At 65.4% G+C, this 17551-nt stretch carries 15 protein-coding genes; 7 read left to right on the top strand and 8 right to left on the bottom strand.

All coding sequences use genetic code 11. From position 1 onward, the window contains the following. Window positions 1-152 precede the first annotated feature (152 nt). Genes NF551_RS01190 through NF551_RS01200 form a run of 3 tightly spaced genes read left to right on the top strand, consistent with a single transcriptional unit; the run spans window position 153 to window position 3951 of the window. Entirely contained in the window at window positions 153-989 is an 837-nt protein-coding gene (locus tag NF551_RS01190; protein WP_227896344.1) for an SDR family oxidoreductase, read from the top strand. A gap of 14 nt (window positions 990-1003) precedes the next feature. Continuing rightward, window positions 1004-2707, top strand: coding sequence for a class I adenylate-forming enzyme family protein (locus NF551_RS01195; protein WP_227896343.1), 1704 nt, complete (start codon window positions 1004-1006; stop codon window positions 2705-2707). 8 nt (window positions 2708-2715) lie between these two features. Beyond that, window positions 2716-3951 carry a beta-ketoacyl-[acyl-carrier-protein] synthase family protein gene (locus tag NF551_RS01200; RefSeq protein WP_227896342.1) on the top strand — a complete coding sequence of 412 codons (1236 nt, stop codon included), beginning with the start codon at window positions 2716-2718 and terminating at the stop codon, window positions 3949-3951. Window positions 3952-3984: 33 nt separating this feature from the next. Here the strand turns inward: NF551_RS01200 and NF551_RS01205 are convergent, their stop codons facing one another. The 4 genes from NF551_RS01205 to NF551_RS01220 form a co-directional block, all read right to left on the bottom strand. Next, complete coding sequence (locus NF551_RS01205) at window positions 3985-4662, bottom strand: DsbA family protein (protein ID WP_227896341.1); 678 nt, start codon at window positions 4660-4662, stop codon at window positions 3985-3987. Window positions 4663-5098: 436 nt separating this feature from the next. Then, a complete protein-coding gene (locus NF551_RS01210) occupies window positions 5099-6022 on the bottom strand; it encodes an oxygenase MpaB family protein (RefSeq protein WP_227896340.1) in 924 nt (307 codons plus the stop codon). Window positions 6023-6080: 58 nt separating this feature from the next. Continuing rightward, complete coding sequence (locus NF551_RS01215) at window positions 6081-6701, bottom strand: RES family NAD+ phosphorylase (protein WP_227896339.1); 621 nt, start codon at window positions 6699-6701, stop codon at window positions 6081-6083. Further along, window positions 6698-7291, bottom strand: a complete 594-nt coding sequence (locus NF551_RS01220; RefSeq protein ID WP_227896338.1) for a hypothetical protein — start codon at window positions 7289-7291, stop codon at window positions 6698-6700. Before NF551_RS01220 ends, NF551_RS01215 begins: the two co-directional genes overlap by 4 nt. Before the next feature lie 380 nt (window positions 7292-7671). Between NF551_RS01220 and NF551_RS01225 the strand changes: the two genes are divergently transcribed. Beyond that, complete coding sequence (locus NF551_RS01225) at window positions 7672-7842, top strand: hypothetical protein (RefSeq protein WP_227896337.1); 171 nt, start codon at window positions 7672-7674, stop codon at window positions 7840-7842. A 315-nt stretch (window positions 7843-8157) separates the two neighbouring features. Here NF551_RS01225 and NF551_RS01230 read toward each other — a convergent pair whose 3' ends face one another. The 4 genes from NF551_RS01230 to NF551_RS01245 all read right to left on the bottom strand — a co-directional run bounded on the left by NF551_RS01230 (window position 8158) and on the right by NF551_RS01245 (window position 14918). Further along, a complete protein-coding gene (locus NF551_RS01230; protein ID WP_227896336.1) occupies window positions 8158-11481 on the bottom strand; it encodes an ATP-binding protein in 3324 nt (1107 codons plus the stop codon). Continuing rightward, entirely contained in the window at window positions 11478-12215 is a 738-nt protein-coding gene (locus NF551_RS01235; RefSeq protein WP_227896335.1) for a DUF4194 domain-containing protein, read from the bottom strand. The genes NF551_RS01230 and NF551_RS01235 overlap by 4 nt, the downstream gene beginning before the upstream one ends. Continuing rightward, the gene (locus tag NF551_RS01240; RefSeq protein WP_227896334.1) at window positions 12212-13678 is read right to left on the bottom strand and encodes a DUF3375 domain-containing protein; all 1467 of its coding nucleotides are present in this window, start codon (window positions 13676-13678) and stop codon (window positions 12212-12214) included. Before NF551_RS01240 ends, NF551_RS01235 begins: the two co-directional genes overlap by 4 nt. A 784-nt stretch (window positions 13679-14462) precedes the next feature. Next, entirely contained in the window at window positions 14463-14918 is a 456-nt protein-coding gene (locus NF551_RS01245) for an EVE domain-containing protein (protein WP_227896333.1), read from the bottom strand. A gap of 126 nt (window positions 14919-15044) precedes the next feature. Here NF551_RS01245 and NF551_RS01250 point away from each other — a divergent pair, with 126 nt between their 5' ends. From NF551_RS01250 to NF551_RS18940, 3 genes are all read left to right on the top strand, one after another. Continuing rightward, window positions 15045-16148: a DNA-methyltransferase gene (locus NF551_RS01250; protein WP_227896332.1), complete on the top strand. Its 1104-nt coding sequence runs from the start codon at window positions 15045-15047 to the stop codon at window positions 16146-16148. Between the two features lie 251 nt (window positions 16149-16399). Beyond that, window positions 16400-17071: a hypothetical protein gene (locus NF551_RS01255; protein ID WP_341482274.1), complete on the top strand. Its 672-nt coding sequence runs from the start codon at window positions 16400-16402 to the stop codon at window positions 17069-17071. 199 nt (window positions 17072-17270) lie between these two features. After that, on the top strand, window positions 17271-17402 hold the full coding sequence (locus NF551_RS18940; protein ID WP_269439013.1) for an SRPBCC family protein: 132 nt from the start codon (window positions 17271-17273) through the stop codon (window positions 17400-17402). Window positions 17403-17551: the final 149 nt, after the last annotated feature.

Here is a 17551-nt window from a genome sequence, read left to right on the forward strand (position 1 = left end):
AAACCGGCGGGATAACGATTTACGGATCAAGGGGACGTGGGCAGCTGGCGGAGACACCGGCGTCGAACATCCCCGCCCGGTTCGCGCGCTGTGCGGGAGCCGCAGCCTGAATCGAGACGCCGGCGCCGGGCTCACGGTGCGGAAGGTTGCACGTGGAACAGCGGCCGCAGCACGAAGGCAAGATCGCCCTGATCACCGGAGCGTCCCGCGGGATCGGCCGGCGGGTGGCGGAGCGGCTGGCCGCGCAGGGCGCCCAGGTGGTGGTTGGCTACCGGAAGAACGCGGACCTGGCCAAGGACACTGTCGCGGAACTGCAGCGCCTCGGCGGCGGCGGACTGGCGGTGCAGGCGGACATCGAGAATCCCGAGGACATCGTCCGGCTGTTCGACGCCGCTGCCGCGGAATACGGACGGCTGGACTACTACGTGAACAACGCCGCCGCAGCCGCCTTCAAGAAGGTGGTCGACCTGAAGACCCACCACCTGGACCGGGCTTACGCCGTGAACGTGCGGCCCTTTGTGCTCGGGTCCCAGGAGGCAGTGAAACTGATGGACGACGGCGGCAGGATTGTGGCGCTGAGCAGTTACGGCAGCGTCCGCGCCTTCCCCACCTACGCGGCGCTGGGTTCCTACAAGGCCGCCGTCGAGTCCTTTGTCCGCTTTATGGCGGTGGAGTTCGCCGGTTACGGGATCAACGTGAACGCGGTGAACGGCGGGCTGATCGACTCCGACTCGCTCGAGTACTTCTACACCATGGACGGCATGGCGCCCATGGACAGCGTGATCTCCCGCATTCCCAAACAGCGGCCCGGCACCGTGGATGAGATGGCTGCCACCGTCGATTTCCTGCTCTCCCCGGGCGCGGAGTACATCACCGGGCAGTCCCTGGCGGTCGACGGCGGCCTCTCCGTCATCGCCCCGCCGTTCTTCAGCGACACCACCGACCCCGTAGCGCTTCCCCAACGGCCGCGGCGGCCGCAGGGGAACTGAGAAAGGACACCTGGATGCAGTACGACGCCGGACGGTTCAAGGACTACTTCGAGCACCAGATGACCTATGGCGCAGGGTTCCGGCGCAACGTCGCCCGGTACGGCAGCGCCGTCGCCATGATTGATCCGCCCACCGGCCGGCAGTGGACCTACGCAGAACTCGGCGCCGACGTCGAAGCCTGCGCCAAAATGCTGGCCGACCGTGGGGTGGGCCGCGGGGACCGGGTGATGTACCAGCTGTTCAACGGACCCGAGTTCGCGCTGCTGTACCTGGCGACGCACCGGCTCGGCGCGATCAGCGTGCCGGTCAACTTCCGGCTGGCTCCGGGGGAAACGGCGCACATCCTCCGCGACAGCCGGCCCTCGGTCTTCATCGTCGACGCCGACTGTGCCGCCGCAGCGGCCCGGGCGCTGGAGATCGCGGAGATGAGCCCGCTGGTGCTCGTCGCCGGAACGCCCGACGGCGGACTGCCGGGCGGCTGGGAAGACTTCGGGACGGCGCTGGAACAGGCGCGGCTGGAACTGGCCGCCGCGGAAAGCGGGGATCCGGCGTCGTCTGCCTTGCCCCCGCTGCCGGCGGATTATTCGACCTATGAGGAGAGCACCCGGCTGTACACCTCGGGTACTACGGGCATGCCGAAGGGCGTGGCGCTGCCATCGATCGCGGAATTGATGAGCGCCCACGACGTGATCATGCACTTCCCGCTGACCCCGTATGACCGGACGCTGAACATGACCCCGTGGTTCCACCGCGGCGGCCTGCATTCGGGCGGACCGAACCCGTCCTTCTACATTGGCGCCGGGGTGGTACCGCTGCGCAGTTTCCATCCGGCCACGGTGCTGGACTGGGTGGGGGAGTACGGACTGACGTTCCTGATCGGCGCGCCCACCACGCTGGAGCTGATCGCCGAGGAGCAGGAGAAGCGGCCGCGGGACATCAGCACGCTCAAGGGCATCGTGACCATGGGGGCGCCGCTGGACCGGGCGGCGGCGCTGCGGTACCAGGAACTGCTCACGCCGCGGATCTTCAACGGGTACGGCACCACGGAGGCGTTCTGGAACACGTTCCTGCGCCCTGAGGACCTGCCGGAACGGGCGGGCACTGCGGGGCGTGCGTGCACGGATGACGACGTGGCCGTCGTCAAGGTCTTCCCGGACCGCCGCGCCCGCCCGGATGAGCTGGCGGCGCAGGACGGCACCGAGGCCGGGGAAATGATCATGCGCTCGCCGAAGGCCGGGTACAGCTACGTGAACCTGCCCGGCGCGGATGAGGAGAAGTTCGTGAATGGGTGGCTGTATCCGGGGGACATGGCCACCTGGGATGCGGACGGCTTCGTCACGATCCTGGGGCGCAAGGACGACATGATCATTTCCGGCGGCGAAAACATCCATCCGGTGCAGGTGGAAGGCGTGCTGGCGGAGCATCCCGAGGTGCTGGATTCGGTGGTGGTCAGCGTGCCTGATCCGCAGTGGGGGCAACGGGTGGTGGCGTACGTGGTGCCGCGCAGCGAGGCGGCGACGGCGGATGCCCTGGATGAATTCTGCCTCGCCCATCCCGGACTGGCGAATTTCAAACGGCCGCGCGCCTACCGGTTCGTGGACTCCGTGCCGCTGACCGCAACCGGAAAGAAGATGCACTTCAAACTGGCTGAGACGGCGGTGGAGGACCTGGGTGCCGGGAACCTGGTGGTGCCGGGCGGGGCTGTGGACACCGAGTGAGGGACGGCATGGACACTCAGCGGGTGGTCATCACCGGGATGGGGGCGCAGACTCCGCTCGGCGGTTCCTGGCCGCTGACGTGGGAAGCCCTGAAGGAGGGTAAATCCGGCGTGGACCGGATCACTGCGTTCGACGCTTCGGACTTCCCGACCCGGATCGCCGCCGAGGTCAAGGGCTTCGACCCGGCCGCCTGGCTGCCGGTCAAGCGGATCAACCGGTCCTCGCGCGCTTCGCAGCTGGCTGTCGCCGCGGCACGGGAGGCGGCGGCCGACGCCGGACTGGGCGAGTCGCTGGAGGACGTCGACGCCGCCGTGATCATCAACAGCGCCGTGTCGGGTTATCCGGAAATCCAGGACGCCACCCGGCTCTTCGACGCGGAGGGCATCCGGCCGGTCAGTCCCAGTTTTGTGGCGTCGTCGCTGACCAATATGCCCGCGTGCGAAGTGGCGATCGACCTCTCCGTGCACGGTCCGGTGAACGCCAGTGCGCTCGCGTGCGCCAGCGGAACGCACGCCCTGCTGGAGGCGCGCCGGCTGTTGCTGGCGGGGGACGCCGACGCCGTTGTTGCCGGTGGGACCGACGCCGCGATCACCCCGGTGATGTTCGCGGGTCTGACCACCATGCGCGGACTGTCGCGGAACAACGACGTGCCGCAGGAGGCCAGCCGCCCGTTCGACGCCGACCGGGACGGTTTTGTCTTCGGCGAAGGCGCCGTGGTGTGCATGATGGAGACGCTGGCGCACGCGCGGGCCCGCGGTGCAACGGTGTATGCGGAGGTGTTGGGCGGGGCGATGACGTCGGACGCGTTCCACATAGTGGCACCGGAGCCAAGCGGAAAGTACGCGGCGGAGGCGATTTCGCGGACGCTTGTGCAGGCGCGGCTGGACCCCGCGGACGTGGATCTTGTCTGCGCGCACGGCACGTCGACCAAGGCGAACGACCGGACGGAGACGCTCGCACTGCATACGGTGTTCGGCGAGCATGCCGGGTCCCTGGCGGTGACCGCGCCGAAGTCGATGACCGGGCACCTGATCGGGGCGGCGGGCACGCTGGCGTCGCTGCTGTGCGCCATGTCGATTGGCGAGGGGGTCATTCCGCCGACCATCAACTATGCGACGCCGGATCCCGAGTGCGACCTGGACTATGTGCCGAACACCGCCCGGGAACAGGACGTGCGGTATGCCGTGACGAACGCGTTCGGGTTCGGCGGGCAGAACTGTGTGGTCGCGTTCGGTCGGGTGTAGCTGGTCCGCCCGTAGCTGGTCCGCCTGCGGACGTTACTTCGACAGTGCCTCGTCCAGCGGTTCCTGGATCTCGCTGTAGTCACCGGTTTCCAGCTGCAGCGTCTGGCCGTCGAGATAGAGCGTAGGGGTGCCCTTGACCTGAAGGTCCTGGGCATCCTTGAGGTCCCGGGCTACGCGGTCCTTGATGGTGTCCGAGTTGTAGTCGGCCGTGAACTGGTCCATGTCCAGGCCGAGCTCTTCGGCATAGCCCGCGAAGATCTCGTCCACGTTGGAGGCGGACTTCCAGTCCTGCTGGTGCTCGAAGACCTTGGCGGCCATCTGCTCCAGGGCACCCTGCTCCGCGGCGGCTTCGACCGCGCGGGCGGAGGGCTCGGCGTTCTGGTGCTTGGGCAGCGGGTAGTTCCGCACCACGATCCGGACCTGGTCGCCGTAGTCGGCCTTGGCCTGCTCGATCAGCGTGTCCATCTTGGCGCAGTACGGGCACTGGTAGTCGGTGAAGAGGACCAGGGTGGCCTTCGGGTCAGCCGGGTCGGTGATCGTCCGGGCGTCTGCGGGGACCAGCTTGTCCATCTGGTCCGCCGGCAGGGACGCTTCCGCGGAGGCGCTGACTGATGTTTCCGGTGCAGGGGACTCAGACGAGGTCCCGCAGGACACCACGCCGCCGCTCACCAGCAGCCCAGCGATGATCAGTGAGGGTACAGCCTTGCGCATGGTTCCTTTCCTGTATGGGGGGAGGCGCGCAGCGGCGCGCGCCAATACGGGTAGGGAGGTTGCTGCTCTTTTAATGGTTCCACCGGGCCCGGTGGAACTGGAAGAGTTTTGTGACGCAGTTCACGCGATTTCCTGAGGGGCCGAGTTCCTGAGGGGGCGGCCAGCGGGCCGGCCCGTGGTTGCCGGGGTGCCCGGCCCGGGGTCCGGCGTTCAGCGTGGGGGCCGGCTGCCAGCGGTCAAACCTTTGGGGAGTTAATGCCCTGTCGAGGCCCTGCCGTTCAACCTTCGGGGAGTAAACGTCCTTTGGGCGCCGGTCAAGCAGCGTTATCTCCCCGAAGGTTCAGGCGGGAAGTGGCTAGGGGACGTTATCTCCCCAGAAGGTTCGGTGGGACTCGGCCACGCGACATTATCTCCCCGAAGGTTTCTGGGTCAGGGATCAGGCCTGCCTGCGTTCCTCAGTTTCCTGGGCCAGCCTCGCGATGCGCTCGCGGGCAGAGCGCTCCGACGGACCCATGTTGCCGAGCCCGAACCGGATGACCCGCAGCACCAGTTTCACGGGGACGTGCACCGGCAGCTTGAACGGACCCAGATGCGGGTCGCGGAGACCGAGCAGTTCCCGGTGCCGCGGTTCCAGAGACGCGACGGCGCCGGCGAACAGAACGCGGTAGCCAATCAGCTGGTTCTTCGGCAGGGGCGGACGGCGGAGGAAGCCGACGACTTCCTGCACCGTGGGGCTGGAACGCAGCTCGGGGTCGAAGGCTGCCATCTGCTTCCGCAGTCCGGCGAGATCGCGGGGCGGGTTATCGATCCGCATGAGCTCACCGGCGGTGGCCCACTCGGCTACGTACGCATCCGGGCCGCCGGGAATGGGCCCGCCGAACTCCATGTGCGAAGTCAGGAACGCATCCGTGAACGCCAGATGGACCCAGCGGGCGAGCTCGGGATCGTTCGCCGAGTAGGGCCGCAGCGTTCCGGAAGCATCCTCATAGGTGCCCTGCACCCGTTCATGCAGCCGCAGCACCCATTCCGAGGCGCTGCGTGCCGCCGTCGTATCCCCGTAGGTGACGGTGAAGATCCAGCGGATGGTGCCCGCCAGCCTGCCCAGCGGGTCCTCCTTGTAGTTGGAGAAGTCGCGGACGCCGGCCATCGCGCCCGGGTGCAGTGCCTGCAGCAGGAGGGCCCGGATACCGGCGATGATCGTCGTCATGGACCCGTGGACTGCCCAGACTGCGGAGCCTGGCCCGTAGTAGCCGCGGTCGGTCCCGTTGGCGAGTTCCAGTTCCCATTCCGGGATGGTCTCGGAATTGTTGCTGAATGTGCCGACCAGCTGGCGGCGCCAGGATTCAAGAAGCTTGCCCATCGTCCCAGTATGGTCCCGCCGGCTGGGAGGAGTCAGGGTGACCGGCGCCCCGGGCGGGCTAGAAGGGTGGGAGGACGTCCACGTTCATGGGGGCGCAGGCATCGACCAGCCAGCTGAAACCGGCAGGACTATCGAGCGCGAGCTGGCTCACTGTGGACAAATCTTGTTCGGAAGCCCTGTCCCCGAAGACCACAGCGGCCTGGTTGCCGTTGAGCTGGTGGCTCATCCAGAGGGCACCGTCCAGGCCTCCCGCATGAGCGGCGGCCGCCCACTTGCGTGTCTGGGGGTAGTTCGCAGGCGGCGTGTCAGTCAGCTGTTTGGCCTGGAGGCCGAACCTTCGCAGTCCCTCACTGTGGAACAGGGCGAACGTCAGCTCCCGTTCAACCGCCACCTCGGAGATGATCCTGCCGCGGTAGGCCGCTGCCGGCAGCCGGGTGGGTGAACCCGCGGGCGTGTAACGCAGCAGGGTTTCGCACAGGGCAGTTTCCGGCGTCTGAGCGAAGTACAGGACGGGCACGGCTGGAGTGCCGAAGAAGTTGAACCGTCCCGCACCCCTGGGACCGGGATTGGCTTCCCCTGCTCGAAATGCAGCGCCGTGGCATCGAAAGAGGCGCGTTCCGGCGGGAAGGGGAACTGTGAGAAGAGAGCACTGGTCCGGCGGATCGGGCGTTTTGGTCACGGTGCCTCGAAAGCATCCGCCGCCGCAGCCAGCACGAGTTCCACGTCATTAAGGTGATCCACCGGCCGGGTTCCTCCCGGGAAATACGTGTTGGGGTTCGTCAGCCAGGCCAAGAGGTCTACGTCCTCCCAGCCATTCTTCCGGGCCAGGCGGATCAGAGCAGGCATGACCGAGCGGATCTGGCCGCCGGTTTCGGTGAATTGGAACGCGGGGATACGGTCGGAGTTGCCGCGGCGGTAGGTGATGATCTGGCCGTTGTTTTTGAGGTCGCCGGCCATGGAACGGTTGGTGCCTTTGGCTCCGCGCAGCTGCGCGACCTCCTGGCGGCTGTAGGTGCCGAACTCGGTTTCGATGTCCCGCAGCCAGTTCTCCCTGGCCTGAAGACTGCGGGCCAGCTGAGGTGAGACCTGTGTCTGGGCCGTTTCCATTGCCGGCGCCAGGTTCCGGCGGGCGACCCACTGCATCACAACGTGGTTGAGTTCGTCCGCGGGAATCACCGAATCGGCCAGCACGGCAGCGACTTCCGGTTCCAGATGCCCCCGCACCCGGACGGGTACGGTTTCTGTTTCCTGTTCATGGGACACGCTCATGGCTGCTCCTAACGACCCTTACACGTCAGAGTAACGTCACATTCGTAAGAGCGTTAGGGGCCGACGCCGGTGAATGACGCTGACGGGTGCGTCGCAGGTGGCCCCGGCCCGGTATGACCGAGCTGCAACGCCATCCTGTGTCGCAATAACGCTGGTTAGACCCTCCTTGCAGAATCTGCTGCTGCAATAAAGTCCTTCTGGGTCGTTCAAAGCGACGTTAGCGCAGCAGAAGAATTCCAGGATCCTCCAGAGCGACGTTATTGCAGCAGAGGATGAACGCGCCGGGCAGGGCGTGGCGCTGCGGGTGACGTGTGCGGCACGGTGCAGTGGGCACGGCGGTATGCGGGCACCCCGCAACGATCACGTTTAGGGTGGGGGGCATGACGTCAGGCACGGCAGCTGGATATGAGACCTTCGCCGCAGTGGAAGCCCGTGGCGTGTCACCGCTCTACGAGGAGTGGGCGGCTGCGGAAGGCCGGCTGGTCCTGTCTCAGGGCGGTGTTCCCCAGGCGTTCACCGGGCCGCACGGCCAGAGCTACGAAGCGCTCTGACTTTGCACAGCATCCGTCACCGGTACAGTGGCTGGCATTGCGAATTCGATACCGAGAAGCTGACCAGTGAGGTGCACGTGCACGATCCGAAAAGAAGTGAATCGAAGTGGCGCGGACACAATGTTGCCATCGCGCTGTTCACCGTTACCGGAATAGTCCTTCTATGGCTCCTGTCGGAGGGAAAAATCAACCAGGGAATTGCCCTTTGGGGGATTCCTGCCTGCTTCCTGGCTGTCGCTGCGACGATCACTCTGGGCGCAGTCAGGAGCTTGAGGAGATAGCCCTGGCCACGGCAGCGGACTAGACGCCAGCCCGCTACCGCAGCAGAATATCCACAGCCCGGGAACCGCCAGAAGACCCCACCGGAACCCGCTCCAGCGTGCCCGACCGGTTGGCGGCGTCGTCGCGCAGGATCTCCGTGACCGAACCCAGGAACCGGGACAGGTCCACCTTGTCCTCGGGAGCCGCGAGCAGCAGCTGGAAACCGAACTCGTGCAGCGCGTTGATGGACGCCTCCGCGAAGGAGAGCGACGACTTCACGAACGCCTCATCCATCATCACCGTGCCGTAGGTGCTGAAACCCTGGGACACGATGCCCAGCTGGTACGCCAGCGCGGAGGCCATGATGAACGCCGTGAAACGCTGCCCCTCGCCGCCGGACATCAGCGACGCCTGCAGGTTGGTGAACGACTGCCCGTTGGCCAGCTTGTTGGTGCAGGTGATGGTCACGTGCGCGCGGACGTCCAGGACCTCGGCCCGCCAGCGGCGCTCCTGCGGATCCTTCAGTTTCTCCACCAGGCCCTCGAGCGCGGCGTACCGGGCGTCCATGTCCGCCTTGTCCTGCCGCACGCCCATCATCGGCAGCGCGTTCTTCAGCTCCATGCGGAACTTGTGCGCGTCGTCCGGGACGGTGGTCTTGACCTCGATCTCCAGATGGCTGTCCACGTGGTACGGCACGCGGCGCAGCACCGAGTTCAGCGGCAGCAGCCGCGCGGAGATGCTGCGGCGTTCCTCGTCGAGCAGCTGCAGCAGGTCGCTGAAACGCTCGTAGGTGCGGTTGTTGAAGTATTCGCGGAACTCGGACTCGTGCTGCGGCAGGCCCTCGGTGACAATGTCCTCGTACCGGCGCACGTATTCCTCGGCCGAGTCCACGGACGTGCCGAAGTCCGAGCCCCACTTCTCGCTGTACGTCTCGAACGTGCGCTCCAGCCGGGTGTGGGTTTCCAGCAGCGTCTTATCCAGCCGCGCGGCCTCGGTGAGCAGGTTCCGCTCCACCTGCCCGGCGGCGTCGTTCAGGTGTACGACGTCGGTGATCTCTCCAAAGGGGGCGAACAGCTCATCGAGCTGGGCTCGCAGGTCCTCCGCCAGGGCATCCGGTCCGCGGCCGGCCAGGGTGTCCCGGCGTTCGGTGGCAGCGGTGAGCTCGGCTTCGAGCCGGGCCAGGTCGCCCTTGAGCACACCGATCTTCTCGGTCGCGGCGGTGAGGTCCAGCTCTGCGGTGTCCAGTTCGAAGCGGATCTGCTCCAGGTCCGCGTTGGCATCGCGGGCTGATTCCAGGCGCTCGACGGCGTCGGCGACGGCGGCGCGCTGCTCGCCGGCAGTGATGTCCTCGAATTCGCGGGTGTCGGCGGCGACCTTGCGGACGGCGGCGAGCCGGCGGATCAGGTCGTCCTGCTCCGAGGCGTGCTTGCGGGAGACGACGTCGGCCTCTTCAAAGCTCGCGCGCAGGGCCAGCAGTTCACCGGCGAGGGCGGCGATCTTGTCCTTGTTGTCGAAGCCCAGGACGTTGTCCGAGGCCTTGGTGTGCCGGTCGTCCTTCTCCGTGGTGGAGGAGTTGCGCTTGACGGCACCGCCGAGGCTGACGCCGCGGGAAACTTTGGCGAGCTCGTCCGGGTTCTCGACGCACTCGAAGTCGTAATGCGCGGTGATCTTTCGGGCCACCCAGTCGCCCATGGCGGAGTCGTAGGTGCTGAGCTTGGTGATGAGGTCCCGAGGTCCCGGCTCGGACGGGCCGTCCACGGGAATGCTCACGTCGATGCAGCGCAGGAAGCCGCGCAGGTTGGTTTCGCTGAGGTAGCGGGTGACGGCGGCCATGTGCTCGCCGGGAACCAGCAGTGCGGTGGAGAGCGGGCGGAGCACGCGTTCGGCGGCGGCACGCCACTGGCTGTGTTCGGCGGGGACGTCGATCAGTTCGCCGGCGAAGGGCATCTCGGCCTCGTCGATGCCGGTGGCTTCGCAGATCCGGGCGCGCTGTTCCAGGCTTTCCGGGCGGATGTTGCTGCGCCGGCGGCGGAAGGACGCAATCTCGGTTTCCAGCTTCGCGATGGACCCCTTCAGCGCCCACGCCTCGCCGTGCGCGTCGGAGCTGCGCTCCCGCGCGGCGTCGACGTCGGCGTTCAGGGTCTTGATCAGCTCATTGGCACGGCTGCGGGCAGTGACCAGCCCGGCGGGGGAGAGGTCCGTGTCGATGCCGGCGGCGCGCAGGTCGGCGCGGAACGCGTTCTCGATGGTTTCACGGGAAACCAGCTGCGCCTGCGCGGCGGCAACTTCGCGTTCCAGGGTGGCGATCGCTCCGCCGCCCTCCTGCGTGTACCGGGCGGTGAGCGCGGCGACCTGCTTCTTCAGCTTGGCGCGCTGGGATTCGGCGGCCTTCAGCGCTTCGCGGCCGGTGGCGGTTGCGGAGGTGAGGCGGTCGACCTCGCGTTCGTGGCTGGCCAGCGCCAGGCGCCGGCGGTAGGCGGGCAGCCCGTCGGCGGTGAGGGCGCGGACCCGGTCCAGTTCGGCCTTGGTGGTGAGGAAGAGGCGGTGCTGGTCCGGGACGTTGGCCAGGTGGTCGCGCTGCTGGCGGGCGCGTTCGAGCTGGCGGCGGATGCTGCGCAGGTGGCTGAAGTCCTCCACGGCCTCGTCCGCGGCGGTGAGGGTCTTGGGGGTGTCCAGGACGTGGTTGCGGAAGAAGTCGTTGACCGTTCCGCCCAGGCCCTTGCCGGTCTGCAGGATGCGCAGCAGGCCAAAGGCCTTCTCGTCCTCCACACCCAGGGCGGTGCGGTACCGCTCGGCGAAGAGTTTGTGCGAATCGAAGATCTGCGCGCCCGGCAGCAGTGACTCAAGGGCACCCTTGGTGAACCGGCCACGCATGCCGGTTTCCAGGGCCGTGATGTCCAGGGGACGGTTGTGCACGGCGTAGAACCGGCCCACGTGGTGTTCGGTGCCGGTTGCGGGCAGGTCCATGAGCACGGAGAGGCTGGTGATTTGGCCCAGGCCGTTGTCGAAGGTGAGGCAGACGGCGGACCAGGTGGCGCCGGGGCGCTGGTAGGCGGTGCCGTCGCCGGCTTCCATGCCCTGGGTGCCGAGCCGGCCGCGCATGTAGGAGAACGCGGTGCGCTTTTCCTCGGCTGCGGTGCCGCCGTTGTTCTGCGCGGCTTCGTTCATCTTGGGCCGCGCGTCCATGACCTGCAGGATGGCATCGAAGATGGTGGACTTGCCGACGCCGGAGTCACCGGTGAGCAGCGTGCCGGCGCGGTCCACGTGGATGGTGTGCGCGCCGTCGAACGTTCCCCAGTTCACGATCTGGATCCGGGAGAGCCGGTTCTGGCCGGGGTTGATCAGGTCCCCCATGGGAAGGGTGGTTTCGATGCTCATGCCGGCTCCTCGCCGTCGTGCTCTGTTTCAGTGACCGCGTTCTCGGGCGCATCCGGCTCCGCCGGGGCCTCGGTCAGCGAGTTCATGTAGGTGATGATGTCGCCGATGTGCTCGTACGGCAGGGCCAGCGGCAGCGCGTTGGAGATGACCCAAACGTCGTCGAGCTCGGTGGGCAGCAGCAGGCGGCGTTCGGTGACGAGCTTGCGGACCGCGGCGTCGGCCAGGTCTTCCACACCCTTGGCGTCGTGCGCCTGCGGGTCCACGTACTGCTCGAGGACGTCGATGATGTCCTGCCGGGCGATGGTGGCCTCGTTGCCGGTGCCCGAGTGGCGGTCCAGGACCAGGCGCATGCGCAGCAGCAGCAGGGTTTCCTCGCGGGTCATTTCGCGCTGGCGCTGCAGGGCGGTGGTGTGCGGTTCGGCCATCTCGACCGGGCGCAGCAGCGCGACCTTGTGGTCCTCGTCGACGACCAGTTCCAGGAACAGTTCGCTCAGCCGGACGCGCAGCTGCTCCTGGTTATCCACCACGGTGTTGTACACGTTGTCCGAGGAGTTGGCGTCCAGGTACGGGCCGCGCAGCAGCCGGATGAGGGCCTGGCGCAGCTTCAGCGGCAGGGTGCCGGTGTCGCCGGGGAACAGTTCCGGGCCGTCGATCAGGACGTCGCGGGCAGGCTCGGGGTAGTCCTCTTCCAACTCATCGTTGTCGAAGTCTTCGGCGGTGGGGTTTTCGATCATGGCTGGGGACTTTCGGCGACGGTGAGGACGGGCAGCACCGCGGTGCGGGAACTACCGTCGATCTGGAGGAAGGGAATGGACTCGCTCGCGGGCGCCGCCGTCGTTCCTGTGCCCTCGGTGGGGGCAGCGGAGGCGAGGAGCGCGCGGATGCTGTTGAGGTGGCGGTGTTCTGCGGGCAGCTCGGCGAAGATCTCCGCGACGGTGGCGCGGCCGCGGCGGCTGCCGGCCCGGGTGATCGCGTCGCGCAGCACACGCCGGTCGGCCTTTGGCGTGCGGGCGGCGCGGTGGATGTCTGCTTCGGTGAACGACGGCGGTGCGGGCAGCTTCCGCGGTGCGGCGTGCTCGGCGGGGTCGTAGCTGCGGACCATGCTGAGCGATTCGAACGCGGACGCGTAGAGCCGCGGTGCGGGCACGACTGCCGCGCGGCGGCGTCCGCGCGGTGCTTTGTGGATGGCGGTTTCGGCGGTGCGGATGAGTTTGCGCAGCTGGACCGATTCCCGGTACTCGTCGCTCTGGACGTAGGTGTGCAGGCTTTCGGAGAGCCGGCCGTAGATCCGCTGGATTTCGGCGGCCTGTTCGCGCATGTCGCTGATCATCCGGTACAGGGCCTGCCGGTCGCCGGGGGTCATGGCGTCGGCGAAGTCGCGTTCCAGAACCTGCGCGATGGCGTGCCGGAAGCGTCCCTGCTGGTCGGCGTCGTTCAGGAAGGCGGTGAAGCCTTCATAGGTGCGGCCTTCGCTGGTGCTGCGCAGGCGCTTGTCCGCTTCGAGGATTTCGCCCATGGTCAGGCCCTTGGAGGCCTGCGATTCGACCATTTCCTGGCGCAGGGTGTGCAGCATCTTCTCGAGGCCGTCGCGCATGCGCTTGAAGTCGGCTGGCAGGGCGGCCGCGAGGTCCAGGATGTCGCGGGCGGCTTCGACGGCGGTGTCATCGTCCAGGGGCGGGGGAGCGTCGCCGGCGCGGAGGGACCGGATGAGGTCTTCGCGGCGGGCGATCTCTTCTTCGAGGACGGCGATGCGTGCTTCGGGGTCGGGGTTGGATTCGTGCGCCAGGGTTTCCACGCTGGAGAGCAGGGTGTTCAGGCGGGAGGAGTTGAGGCTGGTGGTGTCGCCGGTGAAGCCGTCCAGGTAGGAGAGGAACCGGACGGCGGGTTCGGTGAGTTCGTAGACGAAGCGGCCGTCGGCGCGGGGGCGGGCCAGGAAACGGCGGGCCACCCAGTCATCGGCGTAGTTCTTGCCGGTCCAGTCTTCGCGCAGGCTCTGCCCACTGAGCCGAAGCTGCTGCAGGAAGGAGTCAGTGAGGCTGTGGAATTCGTCCAGGGGGATGCGCGGGCGGGTGCGTGTGAAGGCCTCGCGGAACAGGGCCAGGACCCAGGGGTTCGCGTTGGTGAGTTTCCAGCCGGGCGAGGCCTGTAGCCGCTGCAGCTCCGCCCAGCGGGCTACGGCGTTTTCTGTGAAGGACATGCTGCGCTTTCCGCCCGGAACGAAGGGGTAAAACGGGCCTGTCTGATTTTAGCTGAGTGTGGGGGAGGGGCGAGTATCAGAACCTGCTATTCAGACGGGAGTTCCCCACGGTGTTTAGATACACCAAAGGTGTGGCACAACCCAAGTCTGAGATGGGCTCAAATCTCACCGCCACCGCATAGAAACCCCCAGAAAACGGCAGGGACGAGGGCCTGCCGTAGCAGTGATCCGACTACATTCCTGTTGTGCGGATTGACTGGCAGGGAAATGGTCACTGACTGCCCTTCAGGTTCAGCTGGCAGCAGCCCGGGGCCGTCAGAGCTGCGCACAGTGTCTGTCGGCTTTCTCCGAAGTCGCGGGCCGCTATGCATTAGAAACGCCGCTAAATGCGCGCTGGCGGGTGCCCGCGCTGCTCGGCATTGAGCTTCACGCGCGGTCCTACGCACCCTCGGTTCGTTGTTCGTTGTTCGGTGCTCGTTCGAGCTGGGCGGCTGGTGGGAGGACGCCCAACATGAACTCGCCCCGCGGATGCCCGTGTTTTGCCGCCATCGGGGACGTAGACGATCATTTCCTTGAGCGTGCTCTTGGGTAGCAGTGTTTCCTGCCCCCTGCTCTATCAACAATCTGTCGACCCGTACCGAGTGCTTCCAGCAGGATCGACTCATTGTGGTTGTCAAGTACCCAGACGGTATGTTGTCGATGACATGCTTGTATATTCGCTCATATCTAGACCCTTTGACGCGTCCAATCTCACTCCATTTGAGGTTCGGCTACGCTAAAGCGGCTACGCCCGGTCTGGCGACTCGGAACCCTCAGCCTCGCCTTGAGCCTCGAAGTAGCGTTCCAGCAAGCGGGCCGTGATGCGGGTTGCGGCATCATTCGGCACCAAAGACATTCCGCGTTGCAGCTGCCCAGTGTTGAACCCTGTGTCCTGCTGTACGTTGTTCACGAACGGCAGGAAGACCGGTTCAGCGATTTCAACTTGCACAGTCATCGGTACCACCGCTGTGAAGCGGTCCGTGCCACCGGCCCACGGGGCATCCGCTTTGGAGCGCGGCCGACGGGGCATGTCCGTCACGAGTCCGTAGCCAATGTAGCCGCGCTTGCCGATCCAGAACAGGAGATGGTCGCCAGCTTCACATTTCGGCGTGCCGCGCGTGTATCCCCAGAGTCCGCGCTCCTTGCAGAGTTGCCAGTTACGTGGCTCATTGGGCGATATTGCGCATAGGTACCAGGCCATGGTGAATCCGCCTCCTCGATGGTGATCGCCGGTAAAGCGCCGCCTAGTCATCATCCATTGCACCGCATCACTGAGTTGTCCGTGAGTCTCGGAGGCCGTGTCGGGGGCGTCGCCTAGCATTAGGGTATGACCGAGACTCTCGAACCGCTCCCCATGCCATCACGTCAGAACGACCTCCGGGGCTGGACGCAGGACTTCGAGGCCGTCCAGTCCGGTGTAGAGCAGGTCGCATTCCTCCACGGCGATTCGCTCCAGGTGCTCGCGAGCCTTCCTGACGAATCGGTTGACATGATGATGACTTCGCCGCCGTATTGGGGACAGCGGAAGTATGAATCGGACGGCATCGGTGCAGAGCGGTCACCCGCGGAGTTCATCGATGAACTGCTCGCGATTACGCGCGAACTGCACCGTGTGTTGAAGTCAACTGGCTCTTTCTGGCTCAACATTGGGGATAGCTACGTCAAGAAGGCGCTCGCAGGCGTTCCCTGGCGTCTCGCGATCAAGATGATCGACGAGCAAGGGTGGGTGCTACGCAATGAAGTCGTCTGGAATAAGCTCAAAGGCGGCATGGACCAGTCGCGCGACCGACTGGCGAACACGCACGAGCTTATATTCCACTTCGTGAAGCGCGCGCAAGGCTATTATTATGACGTGGATGCCATCCGGACTACGGGACGCGAAGCAAAGGTCGTGAACGGCGCCGTGGTCTCGGCAACGGGAGTATCGGGCATCAGATATCGGCGGCAAATCGAATTGTCAACCGTGCTTACCGAAGCCGAGAAGCAAAACGCGTGCCAAGCTCTGGAGGCGATTCTCCGGGATGTGGCTGAAGGACGGCTCTCCGATTTCCGAATGGTGATTCGAGGACAGCAGCGGGTCACGCATTCCGACCAGGCAAAGGTGTCGGGTCGAGCGAAAGAACTGATCGATAAAGGATTTTACTTCCTTCGCTACCATCCGAAGGGTACGAAACCATCGGATGTATGGGACATCTTGCCCGAGGACACTCAGGCCCGAGGCGCGGGTCATTTTGCCGTATACCCTGTTGAACTCTGCCTCGTGCCAATCCTAGCGTCTTGCCCCCCGGATGGCATTGTGCTTGATCCGTTCTGCGGAACGGGAACGACGATGGTCGCGGCATCGCAACTTGGTCGTCGATCGGTTGGCATCGACCTCTCGGCGAACTACTTACAAACGGCACGCAACCGGATCGGGTTGACCCTTTGGTGAATCTCCGCCCGCGCACTGTTGTTGAGCTTTTTGGCCTCGACGCAACCGACGCCCGCCAGCCCTGGAACGCCATCCTGACGGACCAGACCTGCCCCTTCACGGACAAGCGTTGCTACAAAGTCCGGAAGTCCTCTCCAGAGGTCTCGATTGGTACGTGCACATTGAGCTACGGCACCCCACCGGCGCCCATCCTCATCTGCCCTTCCCGGCTGTTAGATCGAGGGCAGATCTTTACCGATTGCTTGCACCTCTTGACCCTTCACGAGCCAGGAAACGAACTGCACCTGGTGCCGGAGGTCAAGATTCCCGGAGGTAACGTCGACTACTTCTTGGTGTCCACAAAGAACAGCAAGGTCGTCGACTTCGTCGGAATTGAGCTTCAAACACTCGACACGACGGGCTCAGCGTGGCCGGAGCGTCAGCGGGTCGTGGAGCGCTTGGGGATTGAGACAAACGACCCAGCAGTTCATACGGCGAAAACGTTCGGTATGAACTGGAAGATGACGGCCAAGACCATCCTGGTGCAGATGCATCACAAAGCCTCGACGTTTGAGCACGTGAATCGGAAACTGGTTCTCGTGATCCAGAATGAGTTCCTCAGCTACATGCGCGGCGAGTTTAAGTTCGACCACTTCCATGAACCAGCGGCGATCTCAGACACCGTGCACCTGCACCCATATGGGATCAAGGATCCCGTGGACGGTCACCGAGCGCTCGCTCTGGGGTCTCGCATGAGCACCGACGTCGTCGGTATAGGGGAAGCGCTCGGTGTGCAGGCGGAAACGCGTGTGGAGCTGGAGACCATCGTCGCGGCTCTGGAAAAGAAGATATCAACAGACACTCTGTTCTCGCCGTTCAACGCGTCCGTCGCGGTGCATAAAGCAGCACCGGGCGGTGATGGGAAACCGGACCTAGTCGAGTGATGACCAGGCCGCGAAAGGGTACCGGCTGCACACCATGTCCACAGCGTGAAGCGGCAGCAAAGGATTCGGCGGAGGATACCCCATCCAGGCGACGATGGTATTCGAGAGCCTCGGCTGACACTGTTCCGCGAATTTGCACATCAGCCCTGCAACACTCCACTGATGACCGTTTTTGCTTCGGTGTATCACCCGGACCACCATGCCCAGAGCCGAGTTGTTCGGCCGTGCCCGGAGCGTCGACGTCCACAAGGACTCGATGGTACGCTCCGGTGAACAGGCGGTCGCAGGTGTGACTGCGGGCCTTATATCCCTGGGTGAGGACGTCACCTAGCGGGACTGGCACCTTCGGCGTCCTGCGGAGAACTATCTAGCCGATCCGAGGACCGAACAAAGCCCTTAGCATGCACGGACCCAGATCTGCTGGCCGGTCGACTGAATGGCGACAGCAAGAAAGAACCGGCTCACCGGCTGGAAGAACGG

The sequence above is a fragment of the Arthrobacter caoxuetaonis genome (assembly GCF_023921125.1).
GTDB lineage: Bacteria > Actinomycetota > Actinomycetes > Actinomycetales > Micrococcaceae > Arthrobacter_B > Arthrobacter_B caoxuetaonis.

Excerpts from the sequence above, each read along its gene's own strand:
- NF551_RS01245 (WP_227896333.1), bottom strand. The coding sequence starts at position 14,918 with ATGGCCTGGTACCTATGCGCAATATCGCCCAATGAGCCACGTAACTGG.
- NF551_RS01220 (WP_227896338.1), bottom strand. The coding sequence starts at position 7,291 with ATGAGCGTGTCCCATGAACAGGAAACAGAAACCGTACCCGTCCGGGTG.
- NF551_RS01225 (WP_227896337.1), top strand. The coding sequence starts at position 7,672 with ATGACGTCAGGCACGGCAGCTGGATATGAGACCTTCGCCGCAGTGGAA.
- NF551_RS01240 (WP_227896334.1), bottom strand. The coding sequence starts at position 13,678 with ATGTCCTTCACAGAAAACGCCGTAGCCCGCTGGGCGGAGCTGCAGCGG.
- NF551_RS01235 (WP_227896335.1), bottom strand. The coding sequence starts at position 12,215 with ATGATCGAAAACCCCACCGCCGAAGACTTCGACAACGATGAGTTGGAA.
- NF551_RS01205 (WP_227896341.1), bottom strand. The coding sequence starts at position 4,662 with ATGCGCAAGGCTGTACCCTCACTGATCATCGCTGGGCTGCTGGTGAGC.
- NF551_RS18940 (WP_269439013.1), top strand. The coding sequence starts at position 17,271 with ATGCCCAGAGCCGAGTTGTTCGGCCGTGCCCGGAGCGTCGACGTCCAC.
- NF551_RS01200 (WP_227896342.1), top strand. The coding sequence starts at position 2,716 with ATGGACACTCAGCGGGTGGTCATCACCGGGATGGGGGCGCAGACTCCG.
- NF551_RS01230 (WP_227896336.1), bottom strand. The coding sequence starts at position 11,481 with ATGAGCATCGAAACCACCCTTCCCATGGGGGACCTGATCAACCCCGGC.
- NF551_RS01250 (WP_227896332.1), top strand. The coding sequence starts at position 15,045 with ATGACCGAGACTCTCGAACCGCTCCCCATGCCATCACGTCAGAACGAC.
- NF551_RS01195 (WP_227896343.1), top strand. The coding sequence starts at position 1,004 with ATGCAGTACGACGCCGGACGGTTCAAGGACTACTTCGAGCACCAGATG.
- NF551_RS01210 (WP_227896340.1), bottom strand. The coding sequence starts at position 6,022 with ATGGGCAAGCTTCTTGAATCCTGGCGCCGCCAGCTGGTCGGCACATTC.